This is a genomic window from Polaromonas eurypsychrophila (assembly GCF_014641715.1).
GTDB lineage: Bacteria > Pseudomonadota > Gammaproteobacteria > Burkholderiales > Burkholderiaceae_C > Polaromonas > Polaromonas eurypsychrophila.
Map to the genome: position 1 here is coordinate 57,443 of NZ_BMIG01000015.1, position 16,935 is coordinate 74,377.

The 16,935-nt window shown below is 63.0% G+C and carries 19 protein-coding genes; 14 read left to right on the plus strand and 5 right to left on the minus strand.

All coding sequences use genetic code 11. The features are described 5' to 3' along the window. Positions 1 to 114: 114 nt before the first annotated feature. From IEX16_RS16915 to IEX16_RS16945, 7 genes are all read left to right on the plus strand, one after another. The gene (locus IEX16_RS16915) at positions 115 to 585 is read left to right on the plus strand and encodes a hypothetical protein (protein ID WP_188709660.1); all 471 of its coding nucleotides are present in this window, start codon (positions 115 to 117) and stop codon (positions 583 to 585) included. Between the two features lie 111 nt (positions 586 to 696). After that, on the plus strand, positions 697 to 1,287 hold the full coding sequence (locus IEX16_RS16920; RefSeq protein WP_188709661.1) for a DUF2062 domain-containing protein: 591 nt from the start codon (positions 697 to 699) through the stop codon (positions 1,285 to 1,287). A gap of 39 nt (positions 1,288 to 1,326) precedes the next feature. Beyond that, on the plus strand, positions 1,327 to 2,241 hold the full coding sequence (locus IEX16_RS16925) for a D-amino acid aminotransferase (protein WP_373288372.1): 915 nt from the start codon (positions 1,327 to 1,329) through the stop codon (positions 2,239 to 2,241). Continuing rightward, positions 2,238 to 2,531: a YbeD family protein gene (locus IEX16_RS16930; protein WP_188709662.1), complete on the plus strand. Its 294-nt coding sequence runs from the start codon at positions 2,238 to 2,240 to the stop codon at positions 2,529 to 2,531. Before IEX16_RS16925 ends, IEX16_RS16930 begins: the two co-directional genes overlap by 4 nt. Before the next feature lie 17 nt (positions 2,532 to 2,548). Next, positions 2,549 to 3,271: a lipoyl(octanoyl) transferase LipB gene (lipB, locus tag IEX16_RS16935; protein WP_188709663.1), complete on the plus strand. Its 723-nt coding sequence runs from the start codon at positions 2,549 to 2,551 to the stop codon at positions 3,269 to 3,271. 26 nt (positions 3,272 to 3,297) lie between these two features. Continuing rightward, positions 3,298 to 4,326: a lipoyl synthase gene (lipA, locus tag IEX16_RS16940; protein ID WP_188709664.1), complete on the plus strand. Its 1,029-nt coding sequence runs from the start codon at positions 3,298 to 3,300 to the stop codon at positions 4,324 to 4,326. A gap of 52 nt (positions 4,327 to 4,378) precedes the next feature. Beyond that, positions 4,379 to 5,221 (plus strand): DMT family transporter, encoded by an 843-nt coding sequence (locus tag IEX16_RS16945; RefSeq protein ID WP_188709665.1) that lies wholly within the window; start codon positions 4,379 to 4,381, stop codon positions 5,219 to 5,221. Between the two features lie 600 nt (positions 5,222 to 5,821). On the opposite strand, the gene ptsP is transcribed toward IEX16_RS16945, so the two are convergent. The 5 genes from ptsP to IEX16_RS16970 all read right to left on the minus strand — a co-directional run bounded on the left by ptsP (position 5,822) and on the right by IEX16_RS16970 (position 10,231). Next, positions 5,822 to 7,585, minus strand: coding sequence for a phosphoenolpyruvate--protein phosphotransferase (gene ptsP / locus IEX16_RS16950; protein WP_188709666.1), 1,764 nt, complete (start codon positions 7,583 to 7,585; stop codon positions 5,822 to 5,824). Between the two features lie 142 nt (positions 7,586 to 7,727). Continuing rightward, on the minus strand, positions 7,728 to 7,997 hold the full coding sequence (locus IEX16_RS16955) for an HPr family phosphocarrier protein (RefSeq protein WP_188709667.1): 270 nt from the start codon (positions 7,995 to 7,997) through the stop codon (positions 7,728 to 7,730). After that, the gene (locus IEX16_RS16960) at positions 7,966 to 8,409 is read right to left on the minus strand and encodes a PTS sugar transporter subunit IIA (protein ID WP_188709668.1); all 444 of its coding nucleotides are present in this window, start codon (positions 8,407 to 8,409) and stop codon (positions 7,966 to 7,968) included. Before IEX16_RS16960 ends, IEX16_RS16955 begins: the two co-directional genes overlap by 32 nt. Next, a complete protein-coding gene (locus IEX16_RS16965; protein WP_188709669.1) occupies positions 8,406 to 9,656 on the minus strand; it encodes an MFS transporter in 1,251 nt (416 codons plus the stop codon). The genes IEX16_RS16960 and IEX16_RS16965 overlap by 4 nt, the downstream gene beginning before the upstream one ends. Continuing rightward, the gene (locus IEX16_RS16970) at positions 9,653 to 10,231 is read right to left on the minus strand and encodes a hypothetical protein (RefSeq protein ID WP_188709670.1); all 579 of its coding nucleotides are present in this window, start codon (positions 10,229 to 10,231) and stop codon (positions 9,653 to 9,655) included. Before IEX16_RS16970 ends, IEX16_RS16965 begins: the two co-directional genes overlap by 4 nt. A gap of 141 nt (positions 10,232 to 10,372) precedes the next feature. Here IEX16_RS16970 and IEX16_RS16975 point away from each other — a divergent pair, with 141 nt between their 5' ends. From IEX16_RS16975 to IEX16_RS17005, 7 genes are all read left to right on the plus strand, one after another. Then, positions 10,373 to 11,623, plus strand: a complete 1,251-nt coding sequence (locus tag IEX16_RS16975; protein WP_188709671.1) for a PAS domain-containing sensor histidine kinase — start codon at positions 10,373 to 10,375, stop codon at positions 11,621 to 11,623. 10 nt (positions 11,624 to 11,633) lie between these two features. Next, a complete protein-coding gene (locus tag IEX16_RS16980; RefSeq protein ID WP_188709672.1) occupies positions 11,634 to 12,293 on the plus strand; it encodes a response regulator transcription factor in 660 nt (219 codons plus the stop codon). Between the two features lie 129 nt (positions 12,294 to 12,422). Continuing rightward, on the plus strand, positions 12,423 to 12,842 hold the full coding sequence (locus IEX16_RS16985) for a CBS domain-containing protein (protein WP_188709673.1): 420 nt from the start codon (positions 12,423 to 12,425) through the stop codon (positions 12,840 to 12,842). 393 nt (positions 12,843 to 13,235) lie between these two features. Then, positions 13,236 to 14,639 carry a CmpA/NrtA family ABC transporter substrate-binding protein gene (locus IEX16_RS16990; RefSeq protein WP_188709674.1) on the plus strand — a complete coding sequence of 468 codons (1,404 nt, stop codon included), beginning with the start codon at positions 13,236 to 13,238 and terminating at the stop codon, positions 14,637 to 14,639. A gap of 5 nt (positions 14,640 to 14,644) precedes the next feature. Further along, a complete protein-coding gene (gene ntrB / locus IEX16_RS16995) occupies positions 14,645 to 15,505 on the plus strand; it encodes a nitrate ABC transporter permease (protein WP_188709675.1) in 861 nt (286 codons plus the stop codon). Further along, positions 15,495 to 16,397: an ABC transporter ATP-binding protein gene (locus IEX16_RS17000; protein WP_188709676.1), complete on the plus strand. Its 903-nt coding sequence runs from the start codon at positions 15,495 to 15,497 to the stop codon at positions 16,395 to 16,397. The genes ntrB and IEX16_RS17000 overlap by 11 nt, the downstream gene beginning before the upstream one ends. Beyond that, positions 16,394 to 16,837, plus strand: coding sequence for a nuclear transport factor 2 family protein (locus tag IEX16_RS17005; protein ID WP_188709677.1), 444 nt, complete (start codon positions 16,394 to 16,396; stop codon positions 16,835 to 16,837). The genes IEX16_RS17000 and IEX16_RS17005 overlap by 4 nt, the downstream gene beginning before the upstream one ends. Positions 16,838 to 16,935 lie beyond the last annotated feature (98 nt).

Consider the following 16,935-nt stretch of genomic DNA (forward strand, 5'->3'; position numbering starts at 1 on the left):
GCTGTCGAACAGACACTGAAAGTCCGGCGCGGCCCGGGTAGATTGGTCGCATTCGTTAAGGCCATGGATAGCGAGCCACAATCAGGACTTTATTCCAACCATCTGGGACAAGCCATGTACGACGCAGTCAAACTCATTCACCTTGTCGCGGCCATTGTCTGGATCGGTGGCATGACATTCATGCTTATTGCGCTTCGGCCGGCTGCATTCGCCATGCTGGAGGCGCAGCCCCGGGCACGGCTGATGGGCCAAGTCTGGCAACGTTTTTTTCTGCTGGTATTGATTTCCATTGTGGCGCTGTTCACGACGGGCACCAACCTCTATACCACCGCCTTCAGGGCTGTTAAAGCAGCCACTGGCGCGGGCGGCGTGCCGCTGGGCTGGAACCTGATGCTGGGTATCGGCATCGTGATGATTTTGATCTTTGGCCACATCTACTTCGCCGGATTTCGGAAATTCAAGCGGGCGGTGGCCGCCGCCGAGTGGTCGCTGGCCGCCAAGGCAGCAGAACAAATCCATCTGATGACGGTGATTAACTTTGTACTGGGCTGGCTGGCCATTGCCGCAGTCCGGCTAATTCGTTAATTCCAGGTTGTCTTTTTGCAGCATGCCCGACGCAAAAACCCAAGGAACCATGATTTTTCTCATGATGAAAATTGATACACTCCGTCGCCTGCCAGCTCAGGTGGCAACACCATGAGCGCGCGCAAGCAGCATTCCGACCGTCCCGAGCAAAAGCGCCCCAAAGCAAGCTGGGCCGACCGCTTCACGCAAGGCGTCAGCCCTCAAACACTGGCGGCTCATCCCTGGCTCAAGCCGGTCGCGCATCGCCTGCAGGAGCCCGGCCTCTGGCATTTGCAACATGAAGCGGTAGCCCGAGGAGTTGCTATTGGCCTGTTCTGGGCGTTTGCGCTGCCGGTCGCACAAATCCTCGTGGCAGCAACCCATTGCATCTGGTGGCGCGGCAACATTCCGGTGGCCGCAGGCATGACCCTGGTCACCAACCCGTTCACCATTGGCTTCTGGCTCTGGCTGGCTTATAAACTGGGCAGCCTGATTCTGGGTGTGGCGCCGCACGAAGCGGCCGACGGCAGCGCCGCGCTCCAAGAAGTTGCGATCGGCAGCGGATTCGATCCACTTGCGTGGCTGGAACAGTTTGGTTGGCGCGCCGTACTTGGCATGGCCATTTTTTCGGTCGTCGGCTCAGTAAGTGGTTACATTCTCGTCAAACTGATCTGGCGCTGGCGCGTGTGGTCCAAGCGACGCAGCCGGCGTCGCGGAAAATAGGCCTGCACGACAATAGCGTTTATTCCTTCGACTTCCATGATGATGAGTACTTTGAACCCAACCTCCAGCGCACAACTGCCCGACACGCCCTGCTACCTCAACGGTGAAATCACCGCGCTCAAGGACGCCAAAATCAGCGTGATGGACCGCGGCTTCATCTTCGGCGACGGTGTGTATGAAGTGGTACCGGTGTATGGTGGCAAACCTTTCCGCTTTGCCCAGCACATGGCACGTCTCGACCGCAGCCTGGCCGAGCTGCGCATCGCCAACCCACTGTCCCACGACAGATGGCGCGAGATCGTCACGCAACTGGTGGACGGCTACGCGCTGTCACAACACACGTCCCACGAAAAAATCGACCAGCTGATCTACATCCAGATCACGCGCGGCGTGGCGCTGCGCGACCATGTGATGCCGCCGGACATCACGCCCACCGTATTCGTCATGACCAGCACCATGAAGCCGCCCACAGCCGGGCAGCGCGCGCAGGGCGTAGCCTGCGTCAGCGCCGACGATTTCCGCTGGAGCAAGGCCCACATCAAGACCACTAGCCTGCTGGGCGCCGTGTTCGCGCGGCAGATCAGCGCCGATGCTGATGCCGTGGAAACCGTGATGTTTCGCGATGGTTTTCTCAGCGAAGCGGCTGCCTGCAACGTCTGGGCCGTGCGCGGCGGCAAGGTGCTCGGCCCGCCCAAGGACAACCTGGTGCTCGAAGGCATCCGTTACGGCCTGATTGAAGACATCTGCCGCAACGCCGGCATCGGTTTTGAGCTGCGGCGGATCACGCGCGAGGAAGTCTTTGCCGCCGACGAGTTGCTGCTGTCCTCAGCAACCAAGGAAGTGCTGGCCATCACCACGCTGGACGGCCAAGCCGTCGGCAGCGGCAAGCCCGGTCCGGTCTATGCAAAGTTGCATGCGGCCTACCAGCGTGCCAAACAGGAGCCCACCACGTGAGCCTGCCGACCCCACCGCCCGAGATTCCGCGCCAGGAGTCGCTGATCGAGTACCCCTCGCAGTTTCCGATCAAGGTCATGGGCGTGAAGGTCGATGGCCTGGTGCACGCGATCAGCATGATCGCGCAACAGTTTGACCCGGCGTTTGACGCGAGCACCATTGAGCTGCGCGAAAGCAAGGGCGGCAAGTACCTGGGCGTCACCGTCACCATCACCGCCACCAGCCGCGAGCAGCTTGACGAGCTTTATCGCACGCTGAGCACGCATCCCATGGTTAAAGTGGTGCTCTAAGCACTGAAGCGCCACCCATGCAGGCTGATGTGGAGGTCCGGCAACTCGGGCAGGTTAATTACTTGCCCACTTGGCAGGCGATGCAAGCCTTCACAGCCTCACGCGGTCGTGACCCCCGAACTTCAAGCCAAATCGGTCTCCAACCCATGTCGGATGGCCCTGATCAGCTATGGATTTGTGAGCATTTTCCGGTTTACACCCAGGGCCTGGCGGGCAAAAGTGAGCATGTGCTGGCGCTAGGCGACATACCGTTGGTGGCCACCGATCGGGGTGGCCAGGTCACCTACCATGGCCCCGGCCAAGTGGTGGCTTACCCGCTGATCGACCTCAAACGTGCCGGTTATTACGTCAAGGAATATGTCTACCGGATTGAAGAGGCCGTAATCCGCACGTTGGCGCATTTCGGCGTGACCGGTCACCGCGTGGCAGGGTCGCCCGGTATTTATGTGCGCCTGGACGAGCCCGGTTCGCACGCCGCACTGACGGGTCCGCGCGACCCGGTGGACCCATTCCGGGGTCTCGGCAAAATCGCCGCACTCGGCATCAAGGTCAGCCGCCAGTACAGCTACCACGGCGTGGCGCTCAACGTGGCGATGGACCTCGAACCCTTTTCCCATATCAACCCCTGCGGCTATGTCGGGCTGCAAACCACAGACCTTTCTACAATCGGGGTATCGGCAAGCTGGCAGGAGGCGGCAGAAATCCTGAGCCAAAAGCTCGTGAACTCTCTGGCGCCCTGAAGCCACTCCTCCCAAGGCAAACACCCATGAGCACCCAAGACGCTGTCAATCCTGTTGTTCGCGACATCCAGAGCCAGCAGGACTACAACCCGCTGGCCAAACAAAAAGCGGCGGCCAAGCTGTCGCGCATCCCGGTCAAGGTGGTGCAAGGCGAGGTGCTGAAAAAACCCGAGTGGATCCGTGTCAAGGCCGGCAGCCCCACGACCCGCTTTTACGAGATCAAGCAGATCCTGCGCGAGAACAAACTCAATACCGTGTGTGAAGAGGCAAGCTGCCCAAACATCGGCGAATGTTTCGGCAAAGGCACGGCGACCTTCATGATCATGGGCGACAAGTGCACCCGCCGTTGTCCGTTTTGCGACGTCGGCCACGGCCGGCCCGACCCGCTGGATGTGGACGAGCCCTTGAACCTGGCCAAAACCATTGCCGCACTCAAGCTCAAATACGTGGTCATCACCAGCGTGGATCGCGACGACCTGCGCGACGGCGGCAGCGGTCATTTTGTCGAATGCATCCGCAAAATCCGCGAACTCTCGCCCGCCACCACGATTGAAATCCTGGTGCCTGATTTCCGCGGCCGCGACGACCGCGCGCTGGAGATTCTGAAAGCCGCGCCCCCCGATGTGATGAACCACAACCTGGAAACCACGGCGCGCCTCTACAAGGAAGCACGTCCCGGTTCCGACTACCAGTTCAGTCTGAACCTGCTGAAAAAATTCAAGGCCCTGCACCCCGGCGTGCCGACCAAAAGCGGCATCATGGTTGGCCTGGGCGAGACCGATGAAGAAATCTTGCAGGTCATGCGCGACATGCGCGCGCACAACATCGACATGCTGACCATCGGCCAATACCTCTCGCCGTCGACCAGCCACCTGCCGGTGCGACGTTATGTGCACCCCGACACTTTCAAGATGTTCGAGTTAGAGGCCTACAAGATGGGCTTCACCCACGCAGCGGTCGGCGCCATGGTGCGCAGCAGTTACCACGCCGACCAGCAAGCCCACGCCGCGGGGGTAGCGGACAAGGCCGACGCCGCGGCGCTGAGCGCGCCCTGAGCCCCAACAGCGACCGGCATCCGGCGCCACGCCGGCGTTTATGCTTGCCGCCATGTCCGCCAACCTCTACGCCCTCGGCGCCATCGCTTTGTGGGCCACCCTGGCGTCGCTCGGTGTCGCGCTCAAACACGTCCCGCCCTTCCTGCTGACCGGCATCGCGCTGCTGGTCGGCAGCCTGCTGGGCTTGCCCTTCGTGCTGAAGGACCGCAGGCAATGGGCGATTCCCGCCTCGACGCTGATGCTAGGCGTCTACGGCCTGTTCGGCTTTCACTTCCTCCTGTTCATCGCGCTGCGCCACGCGCCGGCGGTCGAGGCCAACCTGGTCAACTACCTGTGGCCGCTGTTCATGGTGGTGCTGGCACCGCTGTTCCTTAAAGGCATGCAACTGCGCGGCGTGCATGTCGCTGCGGCCCTGCTGGGTTTTGCCGGTGCGGCGATCGCCATTCTGGGCGCGCGCGATGCCGCGGACGCGGGCACGGGCTGGTCCTGGGGCTACCTGCCGGCGCTCGCCTCTGCCTTCATCTGGGCCAGTTATTCGCTGCTGACGCAACGTGTGGCGCCTTTTCCGACCGCAGCCATCGGCCTGTTCGGCCTGGTCTCGGGTCTGTTGTCGCTGGGGTGCCACTGGCTGCTGGAGCCGGCGACGGTCCTGTCCAGCCGGGACGGGGTGCTGCTCGCAGTGATGGGCCTGGGCCCGCTGGGCGCGGCGTTTTTTCTCTGGGACAAGGCGCTCAAACTCGGCGATGCGCGGCAGATCGGCATCCTGAGCTACCTCACCCCACTGTGCTCCACCGCCCTGCTGATGCTGGTCAGCGGGCGGGCGCTGAGCTGGAGCATTGCGCTCGCCGCCGTGATGATTATTGGGGCGGCGGTGCTGGGGACACGTGGGAAATAGTTTCGCCCGTCCTTAGTCGTCACGCTGCATCCCCGGCCGGACTGCTTCGGCAGGTCCTAACTCCCCACTCCCAACCCCCCGCCCTTCCCTCGCCCCGCTGGGCGAGAGAAGGGAGCCTCATTTGGCCGCGTGCGCTGCGCTCGCGTGCAAACATGACCGTTCGTTGGGAGTCCCGTGCAGGAAGCGCTGTGCGCTTCCTGCACTCCGGATTTTGTCCCCGGTGTTCGATCTTCCCCACCCTTCTGTATGCGCCGAGGAGCGCAGGCAAAAGCGGATCAGGGCTCGCGATTGTCTGAGCCGAAGGCGAGTTCGAGCGAGACCCCGCTTTTACCGAGCACCGCAGATTGCCCCGAAGCGCAGCGCAGCGCAGGGGACCCGGACCATCGGGTCCCTTCTCTTTTGCTTACTTTTCTTTTGGCGACGTGTATGGACCGGAGACATAGGAGACACATGTGCGGGGACATGGTTGACGGCAATCCGCTATGAATTCAATAGCTGTTCACGCAAACTACATATGGGCCACAAGCCAATTTTACTAATCACCCAAGATGATTACAGCACTGCACACCCACCTGCTGCTATTCGCTGGCAGCAGGAGAGTTACAGCAGTGCCGCCGGCTCTTCACTGGCCAACACCTGCGCGGCCCACGGTGTGAGTTTGCCGGCATCGGCACGCAGCACCTGCTGTTTGACCGCCAGAATTTGCGAGGGGTGCATGGAGAAGCTGCGCAGGCCCAGGCCCAGCAGCAGCCGCGTCATGGTGACGTCGCCGGCCATCTCACCGCAGACGCTGACGCCCTTGCCTTGCGCGTTGCATTCGGCAATCGTGTCGGCGATCAAGCGCAGCACCGCCGGGTGGCAGGGGTCGTACAGGTGGGCCACCGCTTCGTCGGCGCGGTCGATCGCCAGCGTGTACTGGATCAGGTCATTGGTGCCTATTGACAAAAAATCGAAGTACTTGAGAAACAGCTTGAGCGTCAACGCAGCCGCCGGAATTTCGATCATCGCACCCAGTTGCACCGGCCCATAGGCGATGCCCTTGTTGTCGAGGGTGGCCCGCGCAAAGTCAAGCAGCGACAGGGTCTGGCGGATCTCGCTGCCGTGGGCCAACATGGGCACCAGCAGATTGACGGGGCCATGCGCGGCGGCGCGCAGGATGGCGCGCAACTGCGTCAGAAACATCGGCGGGTCGGCCAAACTCCAGCGGATCGCCCGCAGGCCAAGCGCCGGGTTCAACTGCCCGTCCTGCGTCTTGCCGACCAGCCTGTCGAGCGGCTTGTCGGAGCCGATGTCCACCGTGCGTATCGTCACCGGCAGGCCGTTCATGCCTTCAACCGCCTTGCGGTAGGCCAGGTACTGCTCCTGCTCGTCGGGCAATCTGCCGGTACGGCCCATGAACAAAAACTCGCTGCGAAACAGGCCGACGCCGGCCGCGCCAACCTTGACGGCGCCCACCGTGTCTTCGGGCATTTCGATGTTGGCCAGCAGTTCAACCTTGTGTCCGTCCAGCGTCAGCGCTGCGGTGTGGATCAGCCGGTTCAGGCGCTGGCGCTCCAGCTCGCCCTGGCGCTGCTTGAAACCGTACTCGGCCAGGATGATGGGCGAAGGGTCAACAATCAGCACGCCGGCATCGCCGTCGATGATGACCCAGTCGTCCTGCTCGATCAACTGGCTGGCGCTGCGCGCGCCGACCACCGCCGGAATGTCCAGGCTGCGCGCCACGATCGCGGTGTGAGATGTCTTGCCGCCCACGTCGGTGGCAAAACCGACAAACAGGCTTTGCTTGAACTGCAGCATGTCGGCCGGGGAGATGTCGTGCGCCACCAGCACCAGCGGCACATCCATGGTGTCGTCGAGCAGCAGGTCCTGAGCGCGCGGCTGGCGGCTGGCGGCGGCTGGCGCGGCTGGCAGCACCGGCGACGCCACGCCTTTCATGTAACCCAGAATACGCTCGACCACCTGCTCCAGATCCGCCTTGCGCTCGCGCAGGTACTCGTCTTCCATGTCGTCGAACTGCCGCGCGATGATTTCATACTGCGTGGTCAGCGCCCACTCGGCGTTGTAGAGCCGGTCGTTGATCCAGTGCTTGACGCCGCTGATGAGTTGCTCGTCCTGCAGCAGCATCAAATGCACGTCCAGCAGCGCCGACAACTCATGCGGCGCGTCCTTGGGCAGGTCGCGCTGCACCCGCGTGATTTCTTCGGAAACCGCATCGCGCGCCACCCGCAGGCGCTGGATTTCTTCAGCCGTCCTGGCCGCGTCGATGAAGTAGTGCGCGACATCGGCCCGGCTCGACGCCACCAGCACGGCACGGCCTATCGCAATCCCTCGCGAGACGGCTAACCCGTGAACAGAGAATGTCACGCAAGCCCCTTCAGCAGTTGCCGCGATGCGAAGCGAGCCGTCCAAGACCAGTCCGAGCCGCGGAACCGGCTTTGCCGGGCCGCAGGCGGGGCGGCCCCCTCGGGGGGCAGCGCAGTACGCGAAGCGACAAGCGTGGGGGCCATTACTCCCCTTCGCCGAACTTGTCGTGAATGAGGGCAAGAATCGCGTCCATCGCCTTCTGCTCGTCTGCCCCGTCGGTTTCGATCTCGACGCTGCTACCCAGGCCGGCGGCCAGCATCATGACGCCCATGATGCTTTTGGCGTTGACGCGGCGCTCGCCCTTGCCCATCCAGACCTCGCAGGCGAAACTGCCCGCGAGTTTGGTGAGTTTGGCCGAAGCGCGGGCGTGCAGGCCCAATTTATTGCTGATGGTCGTACTGTTCTTTATCATGATTTCTGCGAGCTTGATTCTGCGGTGCGGTGATCGCGACTTGCATCACACCCTGAGTTCCACCCAACACCGCGCGCGCCACCAGCGCATCCAGCGGCTCGTGCCGGTAAGACACGGTGCGCAGCAACATCGGCAGGTTGACGCCGGTGATCAGCTTGGAGCGCACGCCGTCCACCAGCTTTTGCGCCACGTTGCAGGGTGTGGCGCCAAACACGTCGGCCAGCACCAGTGCGTGCGAGGTGCCAAGCTGGCGAAACACGGTGCGCGCCTGCGCCAGGGTCTCTTCCGGCGGCATGTTGGGCTGCACGTCCAGCGCCACCACACCGGCCGGGTTGTCCGGGAAAACATGCAGCACGCATTGCCGCAGGGCGGAGGCAAGGGGCGCGTGGGCGATGATGAGAATGCCGTTCATTGCGGGGAATTATCAGCGTTCACGCTGAGGAAATAGGCGTATGAGGCTATACAACAACACAAAAACACCCCGAAGGCCGCCTGAAAGCTCGCCACTTCGGCCAGCCCCGCGGCCTGGAAGGCATCGATCAGCAGCCCAATGCCCCACTGCACCACAAACACCCCCGAGAAAATCACCAGGTTGTAGGCCGACAGCGCGCGCCCCGCCAGCGAGGCATGAAACGCCATGCCGACCGCCGGCTGCGCCAGGCTCATGGCGCTGCAGCTCATGCAAAACAGGGCCCAGCCGAGCCAGCCTGTCGCCGCGCCTGCAAAGATATTGACCGCCAGCACCGCAATGCTCAGCGGCACGCCCCAGGCCACCAGGCGCGTGGCATGCCAGCCGTGCCGCACCAGCCAGGGGTTGACCATGCCCCAGGTCCAGAAGGTCACCAGCATGGTGGCGTTGATATAGAACAGGCCGGTGGCTGACTCCAGCGGCGTGTAGCCCGCCACCCGCAGCATCCAGGGCCCGGCCCACAAGGTCTGCACAGCCACCAGCCCGCCGTAGTTGAAGAAGGCCAGCGGCGTCATCTTCTGGAAATAGCGGTTGCGCAGCACGTCGGCGTAGCGGCCAGGGGGTCGAACGCCTTCGGCCGGCGCCGGAACCACCACATTCCAGGGCGGCACCACCCAGGCGATACACACCATCGACAGAACGATCAGGCCCGCCAAAATCCAGAACAGCGCGCGCCAGCCGGTCAGCGGCATCAGCCACTGCACCGGCAAGGTGGACGCCAACATGCCAAGCGAGGCCGTCATCAGCATCCAGGAGTTGGCACGCAGCAGCGCGGCAGGCTCCAGCCAGCGGCGGTAGCCGGTTAACGGCGCCATGAGGCAGGCGCTGACGCCCATGCCCACCACCACGCGGGACGCCAGCAGCCAGGTGAAACTGGTCGCCAGCGAAAACGCCAGGCTACCGATCACCGACAGGCCCAGAAACCAAAGGATCACGCGTTTAGGCCCATGCCGGTCCAGCCAGGCGCCCAGCGGCAACTGCATCGCCGCGAAGCCGAGAAAATACCCGCCCGCCAGCAGACCCAGGTCGCGTGCCTGCAGCGAAAACTCCTGCGTCAACACCGGCGACAGCGTGGCCGTGATGGCCCGCACCAGGGCTGAACAGAAGTAAGCCGCTGCAAACGCCAGGAAAACAATGACGGCGGTTTTGGGGGGAAGGTAGCCGGCGCTGTCGGCTTGCGCCGTCGTCATGACGCCGGCTCAAACTTGAGGCTGGAGAAAAAAGTCTCGGCCACCTCGGCACTCATCACATCGGCATACAGCACCACCTGGAATAGCTGTGAACCGCGCGAGAAATAAGCCGCCTGCCCGGTCACGGCCCTGCCGTCGGCGCGCTTTCCGCTGGACTTCACCAGCAGCGCCGGCGCGCCGCTGGCCATGCCCGCCGGCCGGAAAGAAGAAACCTGCGTGGTGCCGGCGCCCAGGCCGACGGGCCCGGCCTTCATGTTGGCAAGCGTCAGCGCCTGCCATTGGGCCAGCACCGCCTCGGCTTTGGATGCGTCGCCTATGTCGGCCACCGCCACCGCAAAGGTTGCATCGCCGGCATCACAGCCCAGCATCCGCAGGGGCACCGGCTGCCCGCCCAGCGGTACGGATTTTTCGGCCTTGTCGGGCTTGCAGGGCAGCAGCAGGCTCAAGGCGGTGTTGTCCGGCCGGACTTCTCGCCAGTTGAAGGTCGGGTTGCAGGCGGCCAGCGCCAAAAAAGCCGCCGCAAGCAAAGCCAGTCGCGGCGCGGTCACGGGTAAAAACAACTGATAAGCATGCATGGCACTTTACAGGGATTTGTGCGCCAGACTGGGGCCACGCAACCGGTAAAAGCCGGCACTCACTGGACGCGCACCGCTTTGGCGCACGTTCGACGCCGACTGTTGCACCAATGTGGGCACGCTGCTTGCTTGGAGGGTTGCATGTTTTCTGCCCTGCGCCAACACCCAGCCCCACCGGCTTCGCCGACGGCTGGTTACCTGCCGGGCGCTGACCAGCCTATTTGGCGCGACAAACTCTCTCAACTGCTGGAGTCGACTGGCGAAGGCATTTTCGGCATCGACATGGCCGGCTGCTGCACCTTCATCAACCGCGCCGGTGCCGAACTGCTTGGTTTTGCGCCGTCCGAGGTGTTGGGCAAAAACATGCACGAGCTGGCCCACCACAGCCATGCCGACGGCGCACATTACCCTGAACATCTGTGCCCCATCTTCAACGCCTTCCGCATGGCGCTGCCCTGCCGCATCGACACCGAGCTGTTCTGGCGCCGCGACGGCAGCGCGTTTGCGGTTGAATACTCGTCCTACCCCATCGTCGATGGCGGTGTGGTGCAGGGCGCGGTGGTCACCTTTGTCGATATCTCGGCGCGCAAGCGGGCCGAGGAAGCCCTGCGCCAGGCCAACGACGTGCTGGAGCAGCGCGTCAGTGAGCGCACCCAGGCGCTGGCAGGCGCGCTGCAGCAACTGCGCGAACTGTCGGCCTACACCCACACGGTGCGCGAGGAAGAGCGCACCCGCATCGCACGCGAGGTGCACGACGAGCTTGGCAGCCTGCTGGTGGCGCTGAAGATGGACGTCGGCTGGCTGGACAAACGCCTCGATGACCTTGGATCGTCGATTTACGTCTCCGAGCAGCAGCAACGCGAGCCGGTGCAAGCCCAGGCCATGCGCGGCGTGATGCGCGGCAAATGCCAGAACATGGGCCGGTTGATCGAGGCGGCGGTCGACAACGTGGGACGCATCATCACCGACCTGCGCCCCAGCATCCTGGACCACCAGGGACTGTGGGCCGCACTGGACTGGCAGGCGCATGAGTTTGTGCAGTCGGCCGAACTGACGCTGGACTGGCAAATGGACGTGGAGCAGGCCGAGCCCTTGCCTGAGCCCTCGGCGATGGCGATCTTCCGTATCTTCCAGGAGATGCTCAGCAATGTCGGCCGCCACGCCCAGGCCAGCCACCTCGCCATCACCATCCTGGCGACGGCCGGCGAGATCAGCCTCAGCGTGCAGGACAACGGCAAAGGCGCGGCGGCCTCGGCCTTTGAGGCGGGCGATGCCTACGGCGTGATGGGCATGCGCGAACGCGCGCGGCACCTCGGCGGCAGCCTGGAAATTACAAGTCAAATCGGCCTCGGGGCCACGTCCCACCTGCGCATCCAGCTCCCGAAACCATAGCAAATACCTCATGGCTCTACTCAACATCCTGATCGGCGACGACCACCGCATCGTGCGCGAGGGCCTCAAGCAGGTGCTGGCCGATGCGCCCGACATCTCGGTTGTCGCCGAAGCCGAGACCGGCCCCGACATCCTGGCCAGGGTCGAGGCACTCGGCGGTTCTGCAGGGCTGGCCGCGGTGCTGCTCGACATTGCGCTGCCAGGCCGCGACGGCATGGACGTGTTGCAGGCCCTCAAAAAAGCCTGGCCGCAACTGCCGGTGCTGATGCTCAGCACCTACCCGGAAAAACAGTACGCGGTGCGCTGCATCAAGTTGGGCGCAGCCGGCTACCTCAATAAAAGTGCCCATCCCGATGACATGATTGCCGCAGTGCGCAAGGTCGCGAGCGGCGGCCTCTATGTCTCCGCCGCCACCGCCGAAGCGCTGGCCAGTGCGGTGGGCGGCAGCGGCGGACGCAGCGGCGCCGAAGCCCTGTCGCACCGCGAGCACCAGGTCTTTCGGCTGCTCACAGCCGGAAAATCCGTCGGCGAGATCGGCACGCAACTGGGCCTGGCGTCCAACACCGTCAGCACCTACCGCCTGCGCATCCTCGAAAAAACCGCCACCAAAAACGATGTGGAACTTGCGCTGTACGCTGAGCGCCATGCCAAGGCGCCGGCCGGCGCCTGACGCGTCATTGCGCGCGGCCTTGTCCTACGGCCGCTTGGGTGCCCGCTGATTAACAAGTGCCCTGCGCCGCTCCATGCTGGTCGCAGCCCGCGCCGCCGGCGTAGCCCCAGCAACCCAAGGAGATTTTTCATGACCACTGTCACCGACGTGATGACCCGCGATGTGCGGACCCTGCCCCCCACCAGCACCATTACCGATGCCGCCAAAGCCATGGACGAGCTCAACGTGGGCGTGATTCCCGTGTGCGAGGGCGACACGCTGCTGGGCATGGTGACCGACCGCGACATCGTGGTCCGTGCCGTGGCGCAGGGCTTGGGCGGTGACACGCCGCTGTCCAGGGTGATGAGCACCGACGTTCGCACCGCACGCGAAAGCGACGACCTCGAAACGGTCCTGGGTGAGATGGCCGCCAGCCAGATCCGCCGCCTGCCAGTGGTGAATGCATCGGATGCGCTGGTCGGCATCATTTCGATTGGCGACATCGCCGTCAAAGGGCAGGACGAGGAAGACGTGGGCCAGTCCCTCGGCGAAATTTCCACGCCTGCCTGAGCGGCCAGCACTTACTTCGGCGGCAAAAGAGTTGTCATTGCGGGCTTGACCCGCAATCCATGCTCCGCGGGCCGTGCAGTGGGACCATGCAGCATGGATCCCGGATCGAGTCCGGGATGACAAGCATGTTTATCGCGCGCTGATTTGGTGCAGCGGAAGGGAAACACACCGGGTGTCCTGTCTTCCGTGAAGCTGTTCAAGCTTTACAAACAGGCCCAAATCGCCTCGCTGCGCCCGCAAAACCGTCACCTCGCGCCGTTCACGCCATTTTTGTAGTGCACGCCCTACACCGCGTCAGTCCATCGGCAGCGAAATTCGGCGCTGGCCGCGCTTCCGGTCAAAGTGGCCCACTGTTTGCAAGACAGCCGCATCTTCAACTGAAAGGTGCGTGCCATGTCAGACCGCTTCTCCCCCTACGACGCCGACCGGCCCCTGATGCTCAAGTGCAGCTGCGGCGGTGACCACGCCCCAGCCGACCACCACCCGGAGATGAACGCCGACGGCGCAGCGGCCGAGCTGCGCCGGCGCAGCCTGACGAGTGAGTTCGAGGCCTACTCGAATGAATTCATTGAAGCCACCCTGGTCAAGGCCTTGTTCCCCAAGGACGAAGTACGCCGCCGCTTCCTGCGCGCCGTCGGCAAGGGCACGGCCATGGCCGCGATTGCCAGCGTGTTGCCCGTGGGCACCATGCAGGCCATGGCGCAGGACAAGGGCCAGCTGGAAAAAACCAATTTGAAGATCGGCTTCGTACCGATCACCTGCGCCACGCCACTGATCATGGCGCACCCGCTGGGCTTTTACAGCAAGGAAGGCCTCAACGTTGAAGTCGTCAAGACGGCAGGCTGGGCGCTGATACGCGACAAGATGATCAACAAGGAATACGACGCCACGCATTTCCTCAGCCCCATGCCGCTGGCAATTTCCATGGGTGTGGGCTCGAACCCGGTGCCCATGAACGTGGCCACCATACAGAACACCAACGGCCAGGCCATCACGCTGGCCAACAAACACAAGGACAAGCGCGACCCCAAGATGTGGAAGGGCTTCAAGTTTGCGGTGCCCTTTGAGTTCAGCATGCACAACTTTCTGCTGCGTTATTACGTGGCCGAAGCCGGGCTCAACCCCGACACTGACATCCAGATCCGCGTGGTGCCGCCGCCTGAGATGGTGGCCAATCTGCGCGCCGGCAACATTGACGGCTACCTGGGCCCCGACCCTTTCAACCAGCGTGCGGTGTATGAAGAGATCGGCTTTTTGCACCTGCTGACCAAAGACCTGTGGAACGGCCATCCCTGCTGCGCCTTTGGCACATCGACAGAGTTCATCCAGAAGAACCCCAACACCTTTGCCGCGCTGTACCGCTCGGTACTCACCGCCGCTGCCATGGCGCGCGACCCGAAAAACCGCGAGCTGATTGCCAAGGTGATTGCACCGCAGGCCTACCTGAACCAGCCCGAAACCGTGCTGTCGCAGGTGCTGACCGGCCGCTTTGCCGACGGCCTGGGCAACATCAAGACGGTGCCGGACCGTGCCGACTTCGACCCGATTCCGTGGCAGTCGATGGCGGTGTGGATGCTGACCCAGATGAAACGCTGGGGCTACGTCAAGGGCGACATCAATTACAAACAGATCGCTGAAAAAGTCTTTCTGCTGACCGATGCCAAAAAACGCATGGCCGACCTCGGGCAAAAAGCACCCGAGGGCGCGTACCCCAAGTTTTCGGTCATGGGCAAACCTTTTGATGCTGCCAAACCGGAGGAATATCTCAAGTCCTTTGCCATCAACAAGATGGGCTGAGCTCGATGTTCAAGTCATTGAACTTCAAGGCCACGCTGGTTTCGGTCTTGCTGCTGCTGGTTTTTCTGGCGGCGTGGCAACTGGCCACCCTGCCGGCGCCGGGCGCAGTCACCGGCACCGCGGCGTCGGCCGAGCAGGCCGAGTACATGAAAATGCTGGGCAAAGACCCGGGCACGGCCAAAAGCGGCGGTTTTCCCACGCCGCTGCAGATGGGCCAGACCGCCTGGAAACACCTGGCCGACCCGTTCTACGACAACGGGCCCAACGACAAGGGTTTTGCCATTCAGCTTGGCTATTCGCTGGCGCGAGTCGGTCTGGGTTTTCTGCTGGCCTGCCTGGTGGCGATCCCGCTGGGTTTTGTCATTGGCATGTCGCCGCTGCTGCGCCGCGCGTTGGACCCATTTATCCAGGTGCTCAAACCCATCTCGCCGCTGGCCTGGATGCCGCTGGCGCTGTACACCATCAAGGACTCATCGACGTCGGGCATTTTTGTGATTTTTATCTGCTCGGTCTGGCCCATGCTGATCAACACCGCTTTTGGTGTGTCGGCGGTCAAGCGAGAATGGCTCAACGTCGCCAAGACGCTGGAAGTCAAACCGCTGCGCAAGGCCTTCCTCGTCATCCTGCCGGCCGCTGCGCCCACCATTTTGACCGGCATGCGCATCTCCATGGGTATCGCCTGGCTGGTCATCGTTGCCGCCGAGATGCTCGTCGGCGGCACCGGCATTGGCTACTTTGTCTGGAACGAATGGAACAACCTGTCGCTGACCAACGTGATATTTGCCATCGTGGTCATTGGCGTCATGGGCATGCTGCTGGACCTGATGTTTGCGCAGCTGCAGAAGTGGGTGACCTATGCTGAATAACCCCGCACCCGAAGCCACAGGCCGCCCCTTCCTGCAGATCGAAGGCCTGGCCAAGTCTTACCCCGGCACCACCGAGCCGGTGTTTGACGAGGTCAACTTCAGCATCGCGCGCGGTGAGTTTGTCTGCATCATCGGCCACTCGGGCTGCGGCAAGACGACGATTCTCAACGTGCTTGCGGGGCTAGAGACGGCCAGCGCAGGCCATGTCTTCATGGACGGCCGCGAGGTCGCCGGCCCCAGCCTGGAGCGCGGCGTCGTCTTCCAGGGCCATGCGCTGATGCCCTGGCTCACGGTGCGCAAAAACATTGCTTTTGCCGTGCGCTCCAAATGGCCGGACTGGACCGCCGCGCAGGTGGACGTTCATGTCAAAAAGTATGTGGATCTGGTCGGCCTCTCGGGCGCCATCGACAAAAAGCCCTCGGCCCTGTCGGGGGGCATGAAGCAGCGTGTGGGCATTGCACGCGCGTTTGCGATCGAGCCCAAGATGCTGCTGCTCGATGAGCCTTTTGGTGCCCTTGACGCACTGACACGCGGCACCATTCAGGACGAGCTGCTGGCCATCGTGCGCGAGACGCACCAGACAGTGTTCATGATCACGCACGACGTGGACGAAGCCGTGCTGCTGGCCGACAAGATTTTGCTGATGAGCAACGGCCCACAAGCCCGTGTGGCCGAGATTGTGCGCAACACCATGCCCCGCGACCGCCAGCGCGCGACCGTGCACCACGACCCGCAGTACTACCCGTTGCGCAACCACCTGGTGGACTTTCTGGTGGCCCGTTCCAAAGATTTGTCGCATGGCAAGGCGCCGGCGTACCCGCCGACGGTGGAGCCGGGCCGCGGCGCCCTCGCCGATGCCCCGCCCACCGTCACTCTGAAAGCCGTTGCATGAGTACAGAACAAGCCCGCCCGCCGCTGCCGCCTTTCACGCTGGAAAGCGCGAAAGAAAAAGTGCAGAAAGCCGAAGACGCCTGGAACAGCTGCGACCCCGACCGCGTGGCGCTGGCCTATACCGAAGACTCGGTCTGGCGCAACCGCGCCGACTTCTTCTCGGGCCGGCCCATGATCCGCGAGTTTTTGAAACGCAAGTGGGCCAAAGAGCTGGACTACCGGCTCAAGAAAGAACTGTGGGCTTTCACCGGCAACCGCATCTCGGTGCGTTTTGAATACGAATGGCACGACGACGCGGGCTTCTGGTTCCGCTCCCACGGCAATGAGCAGTGGCAGTTTGACGAGCTGGGCCTGATGCAGCGCCGCGAGGCCAGCATCAACGACGTGCCGATCAAAGAGGTCGACCGCAAATTCCACTGGTCACGTCCCGTGGCTGTTTGACGATGAAGCCCTCCCCGCTCGTGCTTCCGCTTCCTCTCCCCCCCGTTCGCCCTGAGCCTGTCGAAGGGTTCAACGTGCGCCGCCTACATCCCACCGTT